Origin of the sequence: Agrococcus baldri, from assembly GCA_900114805.1 — a bacterium.
Classification (GTDB): Bacteria; Actinomycetota; Actinomycetes; order Actinomycetales; family Microbacteriaceae; genus Agrococcus; species Agrococcus baldri.
In genome coordinates this window covers 455,763-473,784 of the sequence record FOZN01000001.1, presented here as the reverse complement: position 1 = coordinate 473,784, position 18,022 = coordinate 455,763, and the positions used below count along the sequence as shown (strand labels likewise).

At 62.0% G+C, this 18,022-nt stretch carries 15 protein-coding genes and 1 pseudogene; 3 read left to right on the top strand and 13 right to left on the bottom strand.

From position 1 onward, the window contains the following. Nucleotides 1–11: 11 nt before the first annotated feature. From BM288_RS02225 to BM288_RS02215, 3 genes are read right to left on the bottom strand one after another with little or no spacing between them, the layout of a single operon-like run. The gene (locus BM288_RS02225) at nt 12–1,007 is read right to left on the bottom strand and encodes a Gfo/Idh/MocA family protein (protein ID WP_092916183.1); all 996 of its coding nucleotides are present in this window, start codon (nt 1,005–1,007) and stop codon (nt 12–14) included. Further along, nucleotides 1,007–2,104 carry a DegT/DnrJ/EryC1/StrS family aminotransferase gene (locus BM288_RS02220; protein WP_092915427.1) on the bottom strand — a complete coding sequence of 366 codons (1,098 nt, stop codon included), beginning with the start codon at nt 2,102–2,104 and terminating at the stop codon, nt 1,007–1,009. Before BM288_RS02220 ends, BM288_RS02225 begins: the two co-directional genes overlap by 1 nt. After that, a complete protein-coding gene (locus BM288_RS02215) occupies nt 2,097–2,696 on the bottom strand; it encodes an acyltransferase (RefSeq protein WP_177220218.1) in 600 nt (199 codons plus the stop codon). Before BM288_RS02215 ends, BM288_RS02220 begins: the two co-directional genes overlap by 8 nt. A 227-nt stretch (nt 2,697–2,923) precedes the next feature. Here BM288_RS02215 and wecB point away from each other — a divergent pair, with 227 nt between their 5' ends. Further along, nucleotides 2,924–3,979, top strand: coding sequence for a non-hydrolyzing UDP-N-acetylglucosamine 2-epimerase (gene wecB / locus BM288_RS02210; protein WP_092915423.1), 1,056 nt, complete (start codon nt 2,924–2,926; stop codon nt 3,977–3,979). 415 nt (nt 3,980–4,394) lie between these two features. Further along, nucleotides 4,395–4,956 (top strand): annotated as a pseudogene (locus tag BM288_RS14760) (ATP-binding protein). A 147-nt stretch (nt 4,957–5,103) separates the two neighbouring features. Here the strand turns inward: BM288_RS14760 and BM288_RS02195 are convergent. From BM288_RS02195 to BM288_RS02180, 4 genes are all read right to left on the bottom strand, one after another. Next, complete coding sequence (locus tag BM288_RS02195; protein WP_177220217.1) at nt 5,104–5,421, bottom strand: hypothetical protein; 318 nt, start codon at nt 5,419–5,421, stop codon at nt 5,104–5,106. 73 nt (nt 5,422–5,494) lie between these two features. Continuing rightward, nucleotides 5,495–6,685 (bottom strand): lipopolysaccharide biosynthesis protein, encoded by a 1,191-nt coding sequence (locus BM288_RS02190; protein WP_177220216.1) that lies wholly within the window; start codon nt 6,683–6,685, stop codon nt 5,495–5,497. A gap of 47 nt (nt 6,686–6,732) precedes the next feature. Beyond that, a complete protein-coding gene (locus BM288_RS02185) occupies nt 6,733–7,596 on the bottom strand; it encodes a glycosyltransferase (protein ID WP_318255286.1) in 864 nt (287 codons plus the stop codon). A gap of 1,332 nt (nt 7,597–8,928) precedes the next feature. Next, nucleotides 8,929–10,158: an O-antigen ligase family protein gene (locus BM288_RS02180; protein ID WP_143102985.1), complete on the bottom strand. Its 1,230-nt coding sequence runs from the start codon at nt 10,156–10,158 to the stop codon at nt 8,929–8,931. Between the two features lie 146 nt (nt 10,159–10,304). On the opposite strand from BM288_RS02180, the gene BM288_RS02175 reads away from it, so the two are divergent. Next, complete coding sequence (locus BM288_RS02175) at nt 10,305–11,432, top strand: M23 family metallopeptidase (protein WP_092915416.1); 1,128 nt, start codon at nt 10,305–10,307, stop codon at nt 11,430–11,432. 655 nt (nt 11,433–12,087) lie between these two features. On the opposite strand, the gene BM288_RS14205 is transcribed toward BM288_RS02175, so the two are convergent. The 6 genes from BM288_RS14205 to BM288_RS02145 form a co-directional block, all read right to left on the bottom strand. Then, nucleotides 12,088–12,426 (bottom strand): hypothetical protein, encoded by a 339-nt coding sequence (locus BM288_RS14205; protein ID WP_143102984.1) that lies wholly within the window; start codon nt 12,424–12,426, stop codon nt 12,088–12,090. A 584-nt stretch (nt 12,427–13,010) separates the two neighbouring features. After that, nucleotides 13,011–14,258: a glycosyltransferase family 4 protein gene (locus BM288_RS02165; RefSeq protein ID WP_092915414.1), complete on the bottom strand. Its 1,248-nt coding sequence runs from the start codon at nt 14,256–14,258 to the stop codon at nt 13,011–13,013. A 228-nt stretch (nt 14,259–14,486) separates the two neighbouring features. After that, complete coding sequence (locus tag BM288_RS02160) at nt 14,487–15,188, bottom strand: HAD family hydrolase (protein WP_092915412.1); 702 nt, start codon at nt 15,186–15,188, stop codon at nt 14,487–14,489. Next, nucleotides 15,185–16,132: an ATP-grasp domain-containing protein gene (locus BM288_RS02155; RefSeq protein WP_092915410.1), complete on the bottom strand. Its 948-nt coding sequence runs from the start codon at nt 16,130–16,132 to the stop codon at nt 15,185–15,187. The genes BM288_RS02160 and BM288_RS02155 overlap by 4 nt, the downstream gene beginning before the upstream one ends. Before the next feature lie 15 nt (nt 16,133–16,147). Then, on the bottom strand, nt 16,148–16,786 hold the full coding sequence (locus BM288_RS02150) for a sugar transferase (protein WP_092915408.1): 639 nt from the start codon (nt 16,784–16,786) through the stop codon (nt 16,148–16,150). Further along, nucleotides 16,783–17,994 carry a polysaccharide pyruvyl transferase family protein gene (locus BM288_RS02145; RefSeq protein ID WP_092915406.1) on the bottom strand — a complete coding sequence of 404 codons (1,212 nt, stop codon included), beginning with the start codon at nt 17,992–17,994 and terminating at the stop codon, nt 16,783–16,785. The genes BM288_RS02150 and BM288_RS02145 overlap by 4 nt, the downstream gene beginning before the upstream one ends. Between the last annotated feature and the right edge of the window lie 28 nt (nt 17,995–18,022).

The following is an 18,022-nucleotide window of genomic DNA, read 5'->3' as shown; positions in this document are numbered from 1 at the left end:
TTTTGGTCTTGTCAGTGCTGTTGAATGGAGACCGTCTGGCCGGAGTGTGCGGACTCCAGGGCCGCCTCGACGATCTCCAGCGTGTGAAGCCCCTGCTCCATGGTTACTACGTCGCTATCGAGGCCGAGCACCGCGTCGCGGAACGCCTCGTGCTCGACGCGGAGGGGCTCTCGTTTGGCGAAGGCGAAACGGGTGACATCGCCCTCTGAGACTCCGCGGAACGAAGAGATCGATTCCCATTCGACGTCAATTGTGCCGTTGGCATAGAACGTAAGGTCGCCAGTCATTGTGTCGGCTATGAACGTGCCTTTTTCTCCGGTGACCGTCGTCAGCCTTTCCTTCATCGGACTGAGCCAGTTGACGATGTGGTTGACGTTCACGCCATTCTCGAGTTTGCCAGTCACCAACACCATGTCTTCGTGGGGTCGGCCGGACTTCATCGCGACCTGGCCTGAGACGCTGGCGTACGGACTTCCTGCGATCCACGCGGTCAAGTCGACGTCGTGCGACGCCAGATCCTTTCCTACGCCAACGTCAGCGATTCGGGCAGGGAAGGGGCCCTGCCGTCGAGTCGCGATCTGGTAGACGGAGCCGAGGTCTCCGTATTGAATACGCTTCCGCAACTGCTGCAGGGCTGGATTGAACCGTTCGATGTGGCCGACGGCGCCCACGAGTCCGCGCTCTGCGAAGGCGTCTCGCATCCGAGCACCAGCTGCGACCGAGTGAGCGATTGGCTTCTCGACGAGCGTGTGCACACCTGCTTTGGCAAGCCGGATCGCGACGTCCTCGTGGAATTGCGTCGGCACTGCGACGACAGCAAGATCGATATCTGCACCAATGAGTTCGTCGACACCAGAGAGCGTCGGGAGATCGCCGGCCGCGCCGTGCGGATCACCCATCGCGTCCGCAACTGCAATGAGCTCGACGCCATCGATCTCGCGCATCACCCGCGCGTGGTGGCGGCCCATCATTCCAAGGCCGATCAGACCCGCCCGTAGCACTGCCATCACGCGCCCGCTCGTGCCAGTGCGTTGACGGCGGAGACGATCCGGTCTAGGTCTGCCTCATCTAGTGAGGGGTGGACAGGTAGAGACACAACGGTCGACGCAGCCGTCTCGGTGTTCGGGAGGTCGAGGCCGGATGCAAATTTCGCCAGCGAGTCCAGCCGGTGATTCGGAATCGGGTAGTACACACCATTGCCGATGCCGTGCTCGTCCTTCAGCGCTCGCGAGAAGCCGTCACGGTCGTCGTCGACGCGGATCGTGTACTGGTGATAGACGTGCGATGCCCCGTCCGCCACGACCGGAGTGCGCACGCCCCTCAGGTCGCGGTCTAGTCGCGCGGCATTCGCTTGGCGCCTCGCCGTCCACGCACCCACCTTTTTCAACTGCACACGCCCGATCGCGGCGTGGATATCTGTCATTCGCGCGTTGAAGCCAATGACCTCGTTCGCGTACTGCCGCTCCATGCCCTGGTTGCGGAGCAGCTTCACCGCGCGGGCGAGCTCTTCCCTCTCGACGACGACCATCCCGCCCTCGCCGCTTGTCATGTTCTTCGTGGGGTAGAGGCTGAACATGGCGAACGTACCGAAGGTCCCAACCAGCGCACCGTCCAGTGACGCGCCATGCGCTTGCGCAGCGTCCTCGAACAGCATTAGGCCGTGCGTGTCAGCTAACGTCCGTAGTTCGCGCATTCGCGCGGGGTGTCCGTATAGGTGGACCGGCATGATTGCCCGGGTGCGAGGCGTGATAGCGCTCTCGACTGCCGCGGGGTCGAGCGAGTAGGTGTCGAGCTCGATGTCGGCGAAGACCGGCGTCGCGCCCGTTAGCGCGACTGAATTTCCGGTCGCGGCGAAGGTGAACGACGGCACAATCACTTCGTCACCCGGGCCAATGCCGGCAGCGAGCAAGCCGAGGTGCAACCCCGCTGTGCCGGAGTTGACGGCTACCGAGGTCCGGCCTCCGGCGAGTTGGGCGCCGAACTCGACCTCGAAGGCCGCTACCTCGGGCCCCTGAGCGATCATCCCAGACCTCATGACGCGGTCGACGGCCTGTCGCTCTTCATCGCCGATGATCGGCTTCGCGGCGGCGATAAGTTCAGGCATGCGAGAGAACTCCTTCAGTCTCAATGAACTCCGTACCGGTTGCAGGACACACGTATCGACCGTCTCGTAACTCAAGCTTCCGCCCGGCGGGACCCACCCACGCGATCTGACGAGCTGGCACGCCCGCCACCAGCGCGAACGCGGGGACATCTCGGGTGACGACAGCGCCTGCGGCCACCGTCGCCCAGTCGCCAATGGTTACGGGCGCAACGCACACAGCACGCGCGCCTATGGCCGCTCCACGACCAATTGTCACCCCCGTCGCTTCCCAGTCGGTCGCAGCCTTCAAGCGGCCATCTTCCGTGATTGCCCGAGGGTAGAGGTCATTGGTGAGCACTACACCTGGGCCGATAAACACGCCCTCACCAAGGATGGCCGGCTCATAGATCAGAGCCGAATTCTGCACCTTGCAGCGATCGCCTAGCTTGACGCCAGTGCCGATGTAAGCGCCGCGGCCGACTATGCACTCGGCTCCGATGCGCGCGTATTCGCGAATCTGCGCGAGATGCCAGACGCTGGTGCCGTCGCCGATGAGTGCTCGCGCATCGACGTCGGCGCTAGGCATGATTTTTGGAGGGGAAAGGTGGGCCATCCAGCACAGTCTACGGGGCCTCACGAGGCGGTGCCTGCTGACGCCCTCCCTGGGTGGAGCGCCGACAAGTGCTACCGGGCGGGATGATAGGCAGGGTGGAGTAAGGGGTGTCGGCGGCGACCGTGGCCTACCGGACGGGAATCTCTCCCAGCGGCCTGGCCGAGCATCTAGGCGTCATCAGCCCTACCGGGACCGGCCAACACGATGAGGGAAGCTAAGATCGTCGTGTGAAAGTAATGAGTGTAGTTGGTGCGCGCCCGCAGTTCGTGAAACTCTCGCCGATCGACCGACAGTTTCGGGAGAGTGGCATCGAGCACGTGATCGTGCACACTGGTCAGCACTATGATCCGATGCTTTCCCAAGTATTTTTCGACGGACTGGGAATCTCAGCGCCGGATGTGCACCTGGCTGTCGGGTCGGGGAGCCACGGCCATCAGACCGGCGCAATACTGAGCGGTATGGACAGGGTGCTTGAGGACTACACCCCTGATTGGGTGCTGGTTTATGGCGACACCAACTCGACCGTCGCCGGCGCATTGAGCGCCGTCAAGATGCATTTCCCTGTTGCGCATCTAGAGGCTGGTTTGCGCTCTTTCAACAGGCGCATGCCAGAAGAGCACAACCGGGTTCTCACTGATCATGCGGCCGACCTGCTCTTGGCACCTACGGTCACTGCAATGTCACATCTGGCGCGTGAGGGTCTCTCCAACCGCAGCGTGCTGGTCGGTGATGTCATGGTCGATGTGCTGCACCGGGCGAGGGACGAAGCGCGCGCGCTCGGCCTCGTCGCGCTGTCAGGAAGCGAACCGGGTTCTTACTACGCGGCGACGATTCACCGAGCGGAGAACACTGATAACCCCGCGCGATTGCGGGCAATAGTTGCCGCGTTGCAGGCTCTGGACAAGCCTGTAATGCTATTCGCTCATCCGCGATTCCTCTCGAAGGCGTCTGCGTTGGACCTCGATCTGGAGCGGGGGTCGCTGAAGATTCACGAGCCGTTGTCGTACTCGGAACTAATCGGTGCGGTCCTAGGGAGTGCGGGTGTAATTACCGACTCGGGAGGACTTCAGAAAGAGGCGTTCCTTCTCCGGGTGCCCTGCACCACCCTTCGAACAGAGACCGAGTGGAGCGAGACCGTCGACCTGGGGTGGAATCAGTTAGTACAGGACCTAGATACTCTGGCTGCCGTGGTGCAGCGGCCGGCGCCGGTGGACACAGATGCGACTCCGTACGGCGAGGGAGCCGCTGCTGCTCAAGTTGTCTCAGCCTTGCGTTCTGCGTAGGTTTCGGAGTGTGGGGCGCCGGAATGCGATGTGTATCCGGTGGTCGACGTCACATTGATGACGCCATCGGGTTAACGTAGCTGCGCGCTCGGAGTGGGCGTCGGGCCGCTCCGCTGACGGCGGTCACTTCTCAGAGCTGCTCACCGGACTTCCCCCAGGTCGCCAGGTCAGGATAGCGCTGGTTGGTGCCGGTGGCGGCGCTGGCGGTGCTGCGCCTGTGGCGCCGCTATTCGGCCGCCCGCGTCGGGGCCGCGTGCCGGATCGCGCTGGCCTCCCGGCCGCGCTCGCCCCGCTACGCGCGCCTGCGGCCGATCCTGGAGGCAAGCCAAGACCAGCCTGCCGGGCGTAGTCCGAGGTTCGAGCGCGAGCCGCCGGCTACGTGCGTGGCCGCGACTACTTACGCGGGAGCGGCGCGATGAGCGGCATCGATGGCGAGACCAAGCGGAAACTGTGCGAGATGGGCGTGCCAGCGCTGGCCGGCGCGCTTGATGGCCAAGTTGGCGGACTCACGCTCGGGGTCCCGTTCGGCGAGCGCGTCAAGATCGCCGTAGACGATGTCCACGCGAACTTCAACCGTGGCAACAGAGAGCGTCGTCTTCCAGCGTTTCAGCGGTTCCGGGAACTCATATCTCGGCTCCGTTGGCGAACCAGGCGTGCCAGCACCGATACCGGGAGCACCGCACCCGCATGCGCGACCTCGAAGAGACATGGGCGGCTGCAAATACGCCTACTTCACGCTCCTGGTGATCGATGAATGGCTCCTCGACCCGCCCGATGAGAGCGTCCGCAGTGTGCTGCTCGAACTCCTCGACGCGCCGACGGTCTTCTGCACCCATTACGCGAAGAAGGACTGGCACCAGCGACTCGGCGCAGGCGTCCACGCCGACGCCATCATGGACCGCATCGTCCACAACACCATCTGGATCGAAACCGGCAGCACCAACATGCGCGAACACGCCGCCGCCACGGAGGCGTGAGCCGATGCCGGTGAGTGCGAGTGCCTCGGGTGACGCGCGCCGGCAATATCGGGTGGCGCTCAAGCAGACGATCGACTAGCGCTCAACTGCAATATTCGGTGGCGCTGAGCACTCCAAGTGCTCAGCGAGCGCATCGGGCCGCTCGACTCATTCGAACGGCGTCTCCTCACCGGGTCGGTGCTCGATGATCGCGTTCCGCCGTTCACGTGCGCGCGCACGGCGCACGACGGCCGCAGCAAGCGGGCCCGGACCTGGCGGGTCAGCGTCGGGTGCGAGCCGGTGAAGTCCAGGTTCGCGGTGACGTAGTCGACGAACTCGTCTAACGAATCGGGTGAATGCGCGTTCGCGCTTGCCCGGAGTGCGCTCGCCGTTCAGGTAGGCGCGGATCGTGTTGCGGTCATGATTCGCGCGGCGGGGGATCTCGCTGATCGTCATCCCCTGCCGCTGCAGAGCGTGGATGTCCACGCTGCTCCTCTCAGAGAGCCCGAGCAACAGGGCCTCCTGGAGCTGGCGTGTCTTTACCAAACCCAGTCCCCGGTCACGGCGCAGAGGCCTCAAGCGCGCTGTCTGCCTGACGTGCCGCGTGCCAGCACAAACCGAAGGCAACACCATAGAACAAGCAATGCACCGCAGTGAGGACTCCTATTGCGACAAGAAACTCGGCTTGAACTAGGGCGGGCAGCACCACCGCTGCGACAGTGCAAGCGCCGCGCGCGACATCCCACGCCAACTGGGTGCGTTGGCGTCCGAGCATGACCAACGCGCGCGTCACCGGGGTGACCACGAGCTGAGCGAGCGCGCTGATGACCACGATTTGAGCAATGACGCCAGCATCTCGCCATTCCGGGCCGAAAATGAGGCCAAACAGCGTCGGCGCTGTTAGGAGCAGTACCGCTGCTGGAGCGACGCCCAACCCCGCAAAGCGCGCGCTCGTCGACGCTACAAATGCAGCAAGACCCCGCTCTCGGTCGCGCAGCATCTGCGCAAAGCGGCCCTCGAAATATTGGGCAGCCGCATCGACTATCACGCCTACAGGGCTGGCAATCGTACGAATAGTGAGCGCGTAAAGGCCAGCCGCGAGAGGCCCGTACAGTCCAACAATCAGCAGGGTGGGCGCTTGCAATCCTAATTGATTTGCGAGTCTAGCCCAGGAATTGACGAGAGGGAACCGGCGATAAGCTCGCAATGCTGTAGCCATGCTTTCGCGGCGGACAGCTGAGGTAGGGCGCCACGTGACTAGTGCCGCAGTTAGGCGCCCCGCACCTAGGCTCGTCGCCAATCCGATGCTGCCGAACCCTCCCAAGCCGAAAAGTATCGACCAGGCTGCCTGAACGAAGCCCTGAATCGCATTCCGAAAACCGAGCGCGCCGTAGTTCTGCCAGCGGATCATCCAAGCACTAACGACGCTCTGAAATGCAAGCACTGATCCCGTAGCAGGAGCCACCCACCATAGATCTGTCAACTCGGGCGCATTCAAAAGCGAAGCCACTTCACGTCGAAAGAGCCAGGCGAGCCCCGTACTTATTAAGCCCACTGCGGCTGTCGACAGCATTGCGACACGCGTTAATGCAAGCGCTGTTTCTACCTTCTCCGGCAACGAGAGCGCGCGCTCGAGGCTCAGCGTTGCTAGCCCTCCTAGAACAGTTGCAATCGCCGTCACGACGGCTAGGGTCGCAAAGTCCGTTGCATCGTACAGCCGAGTCAGGATTGGAGTCGCGAGCAGTAGCACGCCTTGACCAAGAGCGCTGCCGGAAAGGATTCGAGCGAGCGCCCGTCTCATTCGGCGAGTCGAGGCACGAACCGAGCGTACGCGTCCGTCAATGCCGTTGCTTCGGTTGACCAATTGAGCTCTTGCTCGGCAGCGGTGCGAGCGTTCCTGCTGTGCTCGTCAAGCAACTGCGGGTTTTCCGCGTAGCGTCTGATAGCGCGGGCCACCGCCGCCTCGTCTGTCTGATCGACTAAAGTGCCGCATTGCCATCGATCGATGATGGTGCGCCAAAGCGGAAAGTCGGATGCGATCACCGGGACCCCAGCAGCGAAGTACTCGAACATCTTCGTTGGCAGGGCATCTCGGTGCGGCTTCGAGTCTTGAAACAGCAGGAGCCCCACGCGCGCGCTGAGCAGAATGTCACGCGCGTCGTCAGGCGGCACTTGGCCATGGAAGTTAACCCTCTTCCACCCGGCGCGCGTTCGCAGCGCCGCAATCAAGGCATCTCCCGCTGTGCCTGCGAGCTCGAGCGACCATCCCGCCGGGAAGTCAGGCTCGGAGGCTGCTTTGACCATGACGCTGGCACCTCTGCTGGAGGCGATGCCGCCGATGTAGACAACGTGTCGTGGCCGGTTGCTCGCTACGGGCGCGTCCGCTTCCTCAGCTCGGAGAGGTGGATAGTTGTGCACAATAACGGTCCGGTCCGCCGGGAATCGCTTTGCGATCGTTTCGGTTGCAGCTACCACCAGGTCGGCATGCCGGGCCAGACCAACGATGCCGTGCGCAAGCCATTGGGCTGGTCGGCGCAGAAACGGAGAGAGATACGCCTTTGCGCCGACCTGCTCCGGCAGATCCTCGTGAGCGTCGTAGATGACCGTCTTGCCGAAGGCTCGCAGCAGAGGCAGCGCAAAAACGAGCTCCGGATCGTGCAAGTGCAAGATTGGCGCGCGCGTCCTTAAGGCGGCGATTACCGCGCGCAGGGCCCCGATTGAAGCGCGCTTCAATCGGGGGAGTTTCGGTAGGGCCAGGGTTCGAACTGAAGGCGTTACGCCACCGATGGATGACTCAACCGCGACTAGGCTGACATCGGCTCCCGCATCGGCGAGACTAGCCGACTCTCGAAAGTGGATCCGATTGTCGGTCCAAGGATGAGCCGAAGAAACGTGAGTAACGCGTATTCCCTGAAGGGTGCTCATGCTTGCATCAGTGTGATCGCTTGCCACTTCTTCTCCAATTGCGAATTGACCACCATGGGGGGCGTGTCCTTAGGCGCCGGCAATTCGCCCCGCCACATCGATTCGGTCTCGGTTCAGAGGCTGCTGTCGCGCAACTACGCCCCGCGAGGTTGGATACTGAATGTCTGCATCGCGCAACGGAATTGCTACCTAATTGCGCAACCTAATTCTACTCCAACCTACCACGGAGCCAGCCGGGTGAGCGTCTACCGCCGGGTGTCCGGCCGCGCTGATCTAGCCGGTTGGCGCCCCCTAACGCCGAGTGCGCAGCTGCGCGCACTGATGTGGCCGGCTGACTCAGTCACCTCGGGAAGGGATCCGGAACTTGGCGCCCGTGACCGCGGCGCATCCAATCTCACCAGGGAGGCATGGCTCCAGCGTCCAGTGCCTCACGCGACGGCTTCGTAGCCGCCCCCGAGTGGTGATTTCGTTGCATTGGCCCGCTCCCGATGTCAATAGGGGGATGCGCCAGACCAGGGCGGTTACGCCGGAGCGAAACGCAGTCGCTCTAGACGGGCGATCGGGCCATGTGACTAAGAACTCTCGAGAGGGGGTAGTCCTGCCCGCTGAGATGCGGCTGGTCGCGCTCCCTTGTTGCAGCGGTGATGCGGAGCGTCGGCGTTCGTCGCTAGGCTCCTGGAGTGAGTCTTGGGGATCCTGGGGTCTGAGTCGCTCCGCGGAGCGTAGCCTGGGCCAGTGAGCCAACTGCGACTAGCCCGCTTCCCTTGGCGAGCATTCCTAGTGATTCCCGCAGCCGTATTGCTCTACGGGTTCGCCCTCCACTGGGTGTACTCCGACATTATTCAGCCTGCGTTTGCGTATTCGGGCCAAAGGTACTTGCGTGCTGCGCCGGAGATCGAGTGCTTGACACTCATCATCGCCATTGTCACGGCCATCACGCCTGGCAGCATGTACGGTTCGCGTTCACGCCACCGCCGGCCGTCAAGCAGGGCCTGCTGGTCGCGCTGGGCCGTCTCACGTCGGGCACGGTGCAATGGGCAGACGTGAAGCTGCTCGTCGCCTGAACCGCTACCGCGTCACCCGCCGGCGAGGCTCGCCCTCTACGGGTCGGTACTCGTCGGCGGGCGCCACGGCGGGCAAGGGTGTCGCGAGGATCACGGCGGCGGTTGCCCACATGAGCCGGTTGTCATTGATGTCGCCCGACACCATCGCGTTCACGACGGTGAACGCCAGCAGGCCGAACATGGCTGCGCCGTGCGGTGTGGATGAGAGTCCGCGCGCCCGCAGCAGCGACCACGCGAGGAACACGGCGACCCCGATCAGGGGGAACCATCCCGCCTCGACCGCCACCTCAAGCAGCACGTTGTGCGCGTACTGGAAGTTGCCGGACTGGAGCATCTCGGCGGGCCCTAGGACGGATTGGAAGTTGGCCCAGCCGACTCCGAACGGGTTCTCGAGCTGACGGAGCGCGGCCAGCGCGAGTTCGACGCGGGCGTCGGATGCTTCTCGTTCCCCGGTGAGTGTCTGCCCGATGCGTGAAGCGCCGAGGTTGTTGCTGTCCTGGATGAACGCGAGTCCGGCGGCGAGCGCACCTACGGCGAGGATGACGCGCATGAAGCGGCCGCGGCCCTTGCTGACTATCGCGACGCCGAGGATCGTGATGGCGGCGGCGATGACAGGACCGCGTGAGCCGGTGGCGATCATGAGCGCACCGCAAGCGGCCGCGAGAAGGATCATCGGTATCCACGCCCGCCCGAACGAGCGCGTCGCGAGTACTGCCAGGATGACGAGCGCGGCTCCGGCGATGCGGCCGGTGGAGATGGTTGTCGCGCCGGCTACCGAGAGGCGTATCACGTCGTCTGCGGCGGGCGCTATCACCGTCAACGCCAGCGTGACTGCGGCAGTGATGACGATTGCGTGCAGCCATGCTTTGCGCCGGCCCGGCGTGTTGATGAGGTAGAAGCCGGCGAGCAGTGCGACGAGCGTGATCACGAAGCCCGTCAGTTTCGCGACCCAGTAGTCGTGGAACTCGCCGTACAGCCAGGCGGGGAGCACGATCGCGAGGAGAGCGACCGCGCGGAGGTCAAGGCGCAACTTCCCCCGATATCGCAGCGCGTGCGCGAGCAGCAGCACGGCCACGACTGCGGCCAGGATCAGCGTTAGGTCGATGGGCAGCCACGCGAGCAGGGGGCTGCTCTTGAACAGGTTCGCGTGGATGAGCAGCACGACCGTGAACGCGACCGCGTAGTCGCGTCGGGTCGGGCTGTCGGTTTGCACACGTTCACGGTAGCGCGCCACCGACGGCCGCCGTCGACATCCAATGCTGGGAGGGGCCGTCGTGGCGATCTCTCATTGTTCGAGACCTGCCGCCTGCGTCTGCGTCGCATGCGTGACCCGGCAGGTCGACCTGGCTGTCGACGCATCCACCCCGAGGAGGGGATGACATGGCATACCCCGTCTCGCGCAAGTTGACGCGCATGTCTGGCTCGTACGGGCCGCGTCAACCGATCCGGCTGCCGGATGGGTCGCTCACTCCCGCATGGCATGGGGGTGTCGACTTCACTCCACTCCGGTCGGGTAGTCGCCTGCCCGTGTACGCGGTCGGTGCGGGCACGGTCGTGATCGCTGACCGCACCACGTCGCCCTCGGACTTCTCGGGCATGGACATCGGCATCAGGCTCGCCGACCGGTCGATCTGGTGGTACGGGCACCTGTCGCGCGTGGACGTGAACGTCGGCCAGCGAGTCCGTGACGGCCAGCAGATCGGCCTCATGGGCGCGACCGGACGAGTCACGGGCGTCCACCTGCACCTCGAACGGCACTGGCCGGCGCTGAACGTCGAAACCGACCCGTGGCCGTACATCGAACACGAACTGTGGGTCTTGTATGTTATCGCGATCGCTCCGACGATCTTAATTAGCACGTACGTCGATGTCCTCGATCCGATGCATGCAGTAGGCATGAGCTTCGGATTCGCTGTTGCGTTTAGCTCGGTCGTGCTACTTGCCAAGCGGACAACCCCGGCGCGGCCACTCGTTCGACGTATCTCTCATACGTCCTTCTGGCTCGTGATCTCCGGCTTTTCTCTTTTCGTGTACGGCTATCTTGCGCTCACGGCGGGCCTGAGCCTACGCTTCCTCTCTATATTCGAAGTGTACGATGTCCGCGAGGATTATGCCGAGGTACTCGCGGGCGCCGGCTTGCTCGGCTACCTGGTGTCCCCTCAAGCGAACGTAGTGAACCCGATCATCATGGCGGCCGGAATATACTCCCGTCGCTGGTGGCTGGTCGGTCTCGGAGTTATCGGGCAACTCGTTCTCTATTCAGGCACCGGTCTAAAGTCGATTCTGTTTAGCATGCTCGCAGTTGTCATTCTCGCCTTTATATTCCGCGCCAATCTGCGACCGCGAGGGATACTCTTGCTGGGTGGCGCTTCTGGATTGATTGCGGTCACTGCATGGGTCAATATTGTGCAGGGCTCCGTGGTTTGGTCGAGCTTGTTCGCGAGGCGCTTCCTGATCACACCCGCGCGCCTCTCATCGCACTATGTGGAGTTCTATAGTGCCAACTAGTGGGATTTGTTTTCTCATTCGATTTTGCGGCGGTTCTTTGTTGACCCTCCTCACGAATTTGGGCCTGCGCGAATGATCGGTCGATCAATCTCGGTTCGCCGTCTCTGTCTGCTAACGCGAATCTCTTTGCGGACGGTTACGCGGAGTTCGGATGGTTTGGCGTCGCGGGTATGTCCGCCTTGTTGGTCGCATTTCTTAGAGTTGTCGACAGGGCTGCCTATGGCCTCCCAGCCGCAGTCAGCGCTTTAGTTGTAGTGATGCCGGCCTTTACGCTTTCGAATACATCACTCTTCACATCGATGCTGTCGCATGGATTGCTGGCGATGATCATTCTGCTCGCACTGGCCCCTCGGAGCGGTTGGGGCCCCGAGACGCCTCCAGCTTGGCGTCGAAATCGAGGCGCCGAGTTGCGCACAATCTCCGCCGTGCGTTGATGGGCCGCTGACAGTTGATGAGGCGTTCTGCCGTTCAGATGGTCCGCTAATCTGTGACGGCTCCAGTGCTTGCAGGCGCGCCCGCTGGGTCTTGGGAAACACCGGCGCCCCGTAGCCCGCGAGTCCGGGCGCTGTTGACTGAGAGGGCGAGGCCACTGCGCGTCGGGATGACGCCGAGTCCCCTCGGTGTCGCAATCTCGCGACCGCTGCTGAACGGAGAATTACTCATCATCATCGCACGGGGCAAGCTGGTGATGCAACCACCGATTGAACTCGCCGGATACTCGTCGTTCGCATTCACGCAACGGCTTAGCGACGCTGGCGTGGACGGCTCCCTGCGTTCGGTGGGCTACGCGTAGGACCACGCGCTGGCCGAGTCCCAGATCGACGCGTGCAAGACCGAGTTGATCCGCCTTGAGGGGCCCAAGCTCGACGTCGAGCACGTCGAGCACGTCGAGCACGTCAAGCACGTCGAGCACGTCGAGCACGTCGAGCACGTCGAGCACGTCGAGCTCGAGACTCTTCACTGAGTTCACTGATTCAACGACCAGCGCACCCACGGATCGATCCACGACCTGACACCGGTCGAAATCGAAACCGTCACAACGCTTCAAGCCCCGTCCGCTGACCGGTTAGCGACGCAACCGGAGCGTCCGGACATCCGAGGCGGTTCAACCGTGCGCACTACATCCGCATGCCCGACCTCGAAGAGTCTTAGGCCGCGCCCCGTGACAGACCCGGCGGGAAGGAGAACAGCTGCGCAAGCTTGCCGCGTTCACGCTCCGGGTAGCTGGCTCTTCGATGCGCCGCTAGTTGAGCGCGTCCGCAGCATCCTCCTCAAGCGCCTCGAATCGCCGCTACGAAGACGCATCGCCAGTCTTCCGGCCCGCTACGCGAGAGGACTGGCAGCACCGTCTCGGCTCCGGCGTACACGCCGACGCGACAATGTTGCCGCATCGTCCACAACACCACGTGGATCGAGACCGGCAGCACCAACAATTCTCGGTGGCACTGACTCGTCGGGCGGCACTGAACCGCAATAAGCACTTACCCTCGAGCCTTCGAACACTCATCGCGATTGCACTGCAACCGGGATAAACCGCTGCGCACCTCCCGCCGTGAGATGAGGGCCCGCCGGAAGGTGCTATCGCGGAGGTCGTGACGACAGCGTCGCTCGCAACTTTGTGTCCAGTTTCTGCGCTAGTTTCGCATAGTCGTAGTCCTGCAACACATGCGCGCGGCCTCGCGCACCCATCGCTTCGCGTGCCGCTGTTGGCGTCTCGCTGATGGCGACGATCGCGTTAGCAAAGGCGCTGATGTCGTCTGCAGGCACCTGGATGCCGGCACCCGCGTCCGACACGGCATTACTTTGGTCGGCGCTGATCACGATTGGCTTCGCTGCCAGCAGATAGTCGAAGAGCTTGTTAGGGCTGAGTCCGAACCGGTAGACGCGGTGCCGCGACGTCGCGATTAACAGCGCGTCGGCCCTGTTCGCACGAGCGACTACTTCGGAGCGCGGGATTCGCTCCTCAAAACGGATTCGCTCGCTAGATCGGAGACGCGCGGCCATCCTCTTCAAGGATTCCTTCGAGGGGCCATCGCCGATCAGTGTTAGGCGAAGCGGGACCGATGACACTTGAGCGGCCTCGTCGAATGCAGATATGAGGAACTCCAGCGCGTTGGCAGGGCCATGAGAGCCGAGATAGAGAAACTCAAACGCTTCAGTCGCGTCAGCTGGGTGCGCGAGTTCGGAGTCCGCGCCGAGGTTGCCCAACTTGACGTCGATGCCATTTGGAATCCAAACAAAATCCTTCTCCGCGCAGCCGATCTCATCGAGCCAAGTCGGGACTTCCCTAAGTGGTGAGACCACCAGAACGGCGCGCTCGGCGCAAACGCGCATGACTGCGCGCATTAGCCGCGCGAGAGGTCCGTTCGGCGTCAGCTTGCCGAGGTCGATGAGGTAGTCCGGCCAGACGTCGCGCACTTCGAACACGAACGGAATACCGTGTCTCTTCGCCAGCCGGCTAGCAGCCCATGCCGCAAAGGGATGCACTGTACTACCCATGACAACATCGGGCTTCCCTATACCGGCGGTGGACCAGGGTGCGAGAATGTGCGCGGCGAAGATCGCCATCCCCAGGAAACGTCGAGGAAGAGAGTCACCATACGCGTTCGTGCGGACAAGCACGGCTTCTGCTTCTGACTCACGGACACGGCGACGCAGCGAAGCCCCCGTCATGCGTTGCAATCCGTCCGGATGGGATGTGCTCGCGGCAAAAATCGTGGTGTCCCACCCCAACTCTCTCAGGTGGTTGGCAAGGCTGAAGTGCCTTCCGTAGCGACCATCCTTAGAGGGGATTACCGCGTAATGGTTGACGATCCATAGTTTCATGCTTCGTGCCGTTCCTGGTTGGCTGGAGCTTTCTTCGCTTGCTCCCTGGCATTGATAGAGATCTCGGAGCCACCGCGCTCGGCTGAGTGCTCCGGTTGAAAGGCAGCCACAACACTTCTGGCATTCCCTGGGGATAAACGACCGCCTCGGAACCTCCGTCGCCTCCGGTCCACCGGTAAAGGATTCAAGGGGTAGGGAATTTCCTTGCGCCGCTCAATGCCTCCCGTCTCAATGATGTCGCTCGAATCGCAGGATCGAGCGCAACTCTTGAAGGCTACTGATTTCAATATCGGCTTCGGCTCCCGCCGCGGGTTCTACAGCGTGATGAAGTTGGCCGCGGGTGCGAAAACGAATCGCATGCATGCCTGCTGCGTGTGCTGCGATGAAATCTTTTGCTGGGTTGTCTCCGACGTAGACGGCGCGGTCCGGACAAATTTCCATGCGCCTGCATGCTTCGAGCATTCCCGCGGGGGAGGGTTTCCAACCGACGCGGCCACCAAGGTCATCAGATAACACGACCTGGATACCTCGCTCGGTCAAACCCAGTGCCTGAGCTTTGGCGGCTTGCATGACCCGGGGTCCATCCGTAACCACTCCAACCGGACCCCAACTCAAGCACCAGTCGAGAAGTTTGCTGTCGGCATCGGAGAGTGACACCTCGGGAAGGTGTGCTCGATAACTGCGTATGCAGTCTCGAACTAGCGCGGGGTCACTCACTCCGTAGAGTTCAAGTAAGCGATTGTACGCGCGAGACCTATCCGGCGATCGAAAAATCGTCCAAAGATCCTGTTCGATCCTGGGAGCAGGGACAGACAGTCGGTCCGACAACAAACGTGAAACGTGCGCGTAGCCACTGCGAACGTAATCGAGTTCGGGCATCAAAGTATCGTCTAGATCGAAGATGACGCCGCTCACCGACAGTTGTCTCATGGCTTATAAAAGAGCGACTCATCGAAGCGAACCATGTGTAGGCCCACATCGATCGCGGTTTCTTCCGTCCGTTCGCGGCCCAACCAGCTATCGGTCAGCAGGCGGGCGACGGGGACGCCAGCAGCAACTGCTAGCGGGATACCGCCCCCCATTCGTGCATTGATCTCCGTAATCCGAAACGATTTGTCGCGGGCATACATTCCTTGCACGGTGACTGGTCCGGTCGGTTTCAGTCCCTCGATCACCTGGTACACGAGTGCGGATACTGCTGGGTCCTCAACAACAGCGCCTCGACTCACTTCGCCACCACGAACTGCGAGGCGCTGGCGCTGCACCATTGCGAGGATCTCACTACGGGCGCCGACGATTACGTCTACTGTAATCTCCGGACCTTCCAGGAGCTCCTGCACGATCGGGTCATCGATATACGTGGTAAAAAAATCAAGCTCCACCGTGGAGTGAATCTTGAACGCATCGATTCCGCCGCTTCCGCGACGGGGCTTCATGAACAAGGGGTAACCGGTGTCGACGAGCTCGCTCGGTAGCCAGGAAATTGCGGTCGGGATGTCGCGGTCGACCAGCCAGCGATAAGTGAGCCACTTGTCCGAAACCATTCGGGCGCTCTCGGGATCGACAGAGGCTAGCGGTGCCGAGGTTTCTGTCGTACCGAGCCGCAAGATATCTGGGTCAATCAGAGGGAAGATAACGTCCACATTGTTCTCAGAACAGATATCGGCAATCACCCGGTCGTAGCTCGGGTCCTCAGTGCGAGGAACTCCAAGTGCCGCGTCGCCCAGTAGTTGAGCCGCAGGCGAGAAGCGGTCGATCTCCGTTCCCAGCACGCGAAGATCTCCCGGGTTGGCGCTCGCGTGATCTAGAAAGTGGCGGATCAACTCGACGCGCCGCCCAACGGATGTGAACAGTACAGTCAAAGCTGGGGTCATCAGGAGATCCTTGGTTCAGATATGCTTGAGGTAACTCACGTCGCCGTGACTGCTGATTGCATCGTGAGCGACGAAGTCTTGGCCGTCGCGCGATACCACAGCACGCGCCGTGCGAAGTAGAATCCGCAGGTCATCCAGCATGCGTACTTCTCGACAATACTCCAGATCAAGCGCGATTTTCTCGTCCCAGGTGAGCTTGTTGCGGCCACTGACCTGCGCCAAACCGGTGATACCGGGACGTACGCTCAAGCGTTCCCGCTGAATTGTTGAGTATCTTGACACTTGATATGGAAGCGCGGGGCGGGGGCCGACTAGCGACATGTCGCCTCGGAGAACGTTGACGAGCTGGGGCAGTTCGTCGAGGCTGACTCGCCGCAGTATGCGTCCGACACGCGTGACTCGTTCAGAGTTGCTCATTTCCGATCCGTCGGGGCGTACGCTTTCGCTCGGGCTGAGCATGCTTCGGAACTTGAGAACCTCAAACACGACGCCGTTCTTGCCGACCCGTGACTGCGCAAAGAGGGCCGGCCCGGGGGTGTCAATTCGGATTGCGGCGCCGGCGACGGTGAAAAGAGGCGCCAACGCAATTAGGGCAACTCCGCTAATGACCGCATCAAGCGGTCGCTTTATTCTTCGCGAATAGAGCGTATTCATGATGAGAAGATCCTTCGAACTAAGCTACCTCTAGCAGCGCCTGTATTTTCGAAATGGGCGTGGGAGGCGGAGTATGCTTCCGTTTGGCGCGCAACCAGTGCCTCCAACTCCTTTGCAGTAGTGGGCACCTCCGACCACTGCAGCCGAATGAAGTCGTCCTCGGAGTAGGCCCCCGGTGCAAGCCGCCAAGCCAGTGCTCCCGCGTTCTTTCTGTAATAGTAGTCGAGTGAGCCGCGCACTGGTCGGATGATGCTCACAACCGGAGACGCCGCGCCGAGTGCGGCGACCAGGCCGTGGTAGCGATCGGTCACGGTAAGTCGCGCTCCGCGGATAATATTCACAGCGTCTTCGATCGGGAGGTAACCAGAGTCAGAGATCGGGTAGACGTGAGCGCGCGGGAGAATGCCGCTAAGCGCATGAGCCTGATCCTCCCCGCCATGGCCACGATGCATCGGTAGGAGCACGATTGATGTGTCCAGGTCCGCTTGGAGGGCCCGCAATGAGCCGACGTTATCCTCGAGCTCTTCCATTGGGCGATAGGTCTCCAGCACGAGGTAGCCCGCGGGATCCGGAGGACGCCACCGGGGTGTCCGTTTCTCGATACTTGGATGAAGCACGAGTAGATCGTCCGGCGCCAAGTAGATTCGATCGTCCGCGATCCCCAAGCGCCGCAACCACCCGGCTGACCCCAGATCGTCCCGGCACGTGAAGGTTGCTGTCGGCATTCTGGAAAGCACAGATGCAAAAAAATCGAAGCTCTCGGAGAATGGGCCGAATCCGTTGGCGGTGAAGTGGACTTGCTTGCCTTGTTGCGCTGCCACGAGAGCGGGCGCCAGGATTGCCACAAGTCGCCCGAGGCGGTGAGGGCGCGCCCACAGATCATTGATGTAGCCGCCTCCGTTGACTATCAATGCGTCAACGCTGGAGATCCATCGGTGCAAAGCGTCTAAGTTCTCTACGCAGCGCAAGATCTCTAAGGCCGCCAGCGAGCGATCCGTAGGCAGGTCTTCTACTTCTTGTGTCACGCCCACGTGGACGACTTCGGCCGATTGAGCCAAAGCATAATCCTCGAGCATCGAAGCCAGGAATTCATCGTTGAAGGAGAAGATTACGGACGGGGAGGCCGGAAAGCTCGCAAGGTTGTTAGGCAGCATTGCGTAATCGCCAAAATTGACGTCGCAATAGGGCCCGGTAATCGCATATTTCATCTGTGAGCGCTTACTCGCGTCGACGGTG

Coding starts and splice junctions, on each gene's coding strand:
- BM288_RS02165 (WP_092915414.1), bottom strand. CDS start 14,258: ATGAAACTATGGATCGTCAACCATTACGCGGTAATCCCCTCTAAGGAT.
- BM288_RS02160 (WP_092915412.1), bottom strand. CDS start 15,188: ATGAGACAACTGTCGGTGAGCGGCGTCATCTTCGATCTAGACGATACT.
- BM288_RS02175 (WP_092915416.1), top strand. CDS start 10,305: ATGGCATACCCCGTCTCGCGCAAGTTGACGCGCATGTCTGGCTCGTAC.
- BM288_RS02150 (WP_092915408.1), bottom strand. CDS start 16,786: ATGAATACGCTCTATTCGCGAAGAATAAAGCGACCGCTTGATGCGGTC.
- BM288_RS02145 (WP_092915406.1), bottom strand. CDS start 17,994: ATGAAATATGCGATTACCGGGCCCTATTGCGACGTCAATTTTGGCGAT.
- BM288_RS02155 (WP_092915410.1), bottom strand. CDS start 16,132: ATGACCCCAGCTTTGACTGTACTGTTCACATCCGTTGGGCGGCGCGTC.
- BM288_RS02215 (WP_177220218.1), bottom strand. CDS start 2,696: ATGGCCCACCTTTCCCCTCCAAAAATCATGCCTAGCGCCGACGTCGAT.
- BM288_RS02225 (WP_092916183.1), bottom strand. CDS start 1,007: ATGGCAGTGCTACGGGCGGGTCTGATCGGCCTTGGAATGATGGGCCGC.
- BM288_RS02220 (WP_092915427.1), bottom strand. CDS start 2,104: ATGCCTGAACTTATCGCCGCCGCGAAGCCGATCATCGGCGATGAAGAG.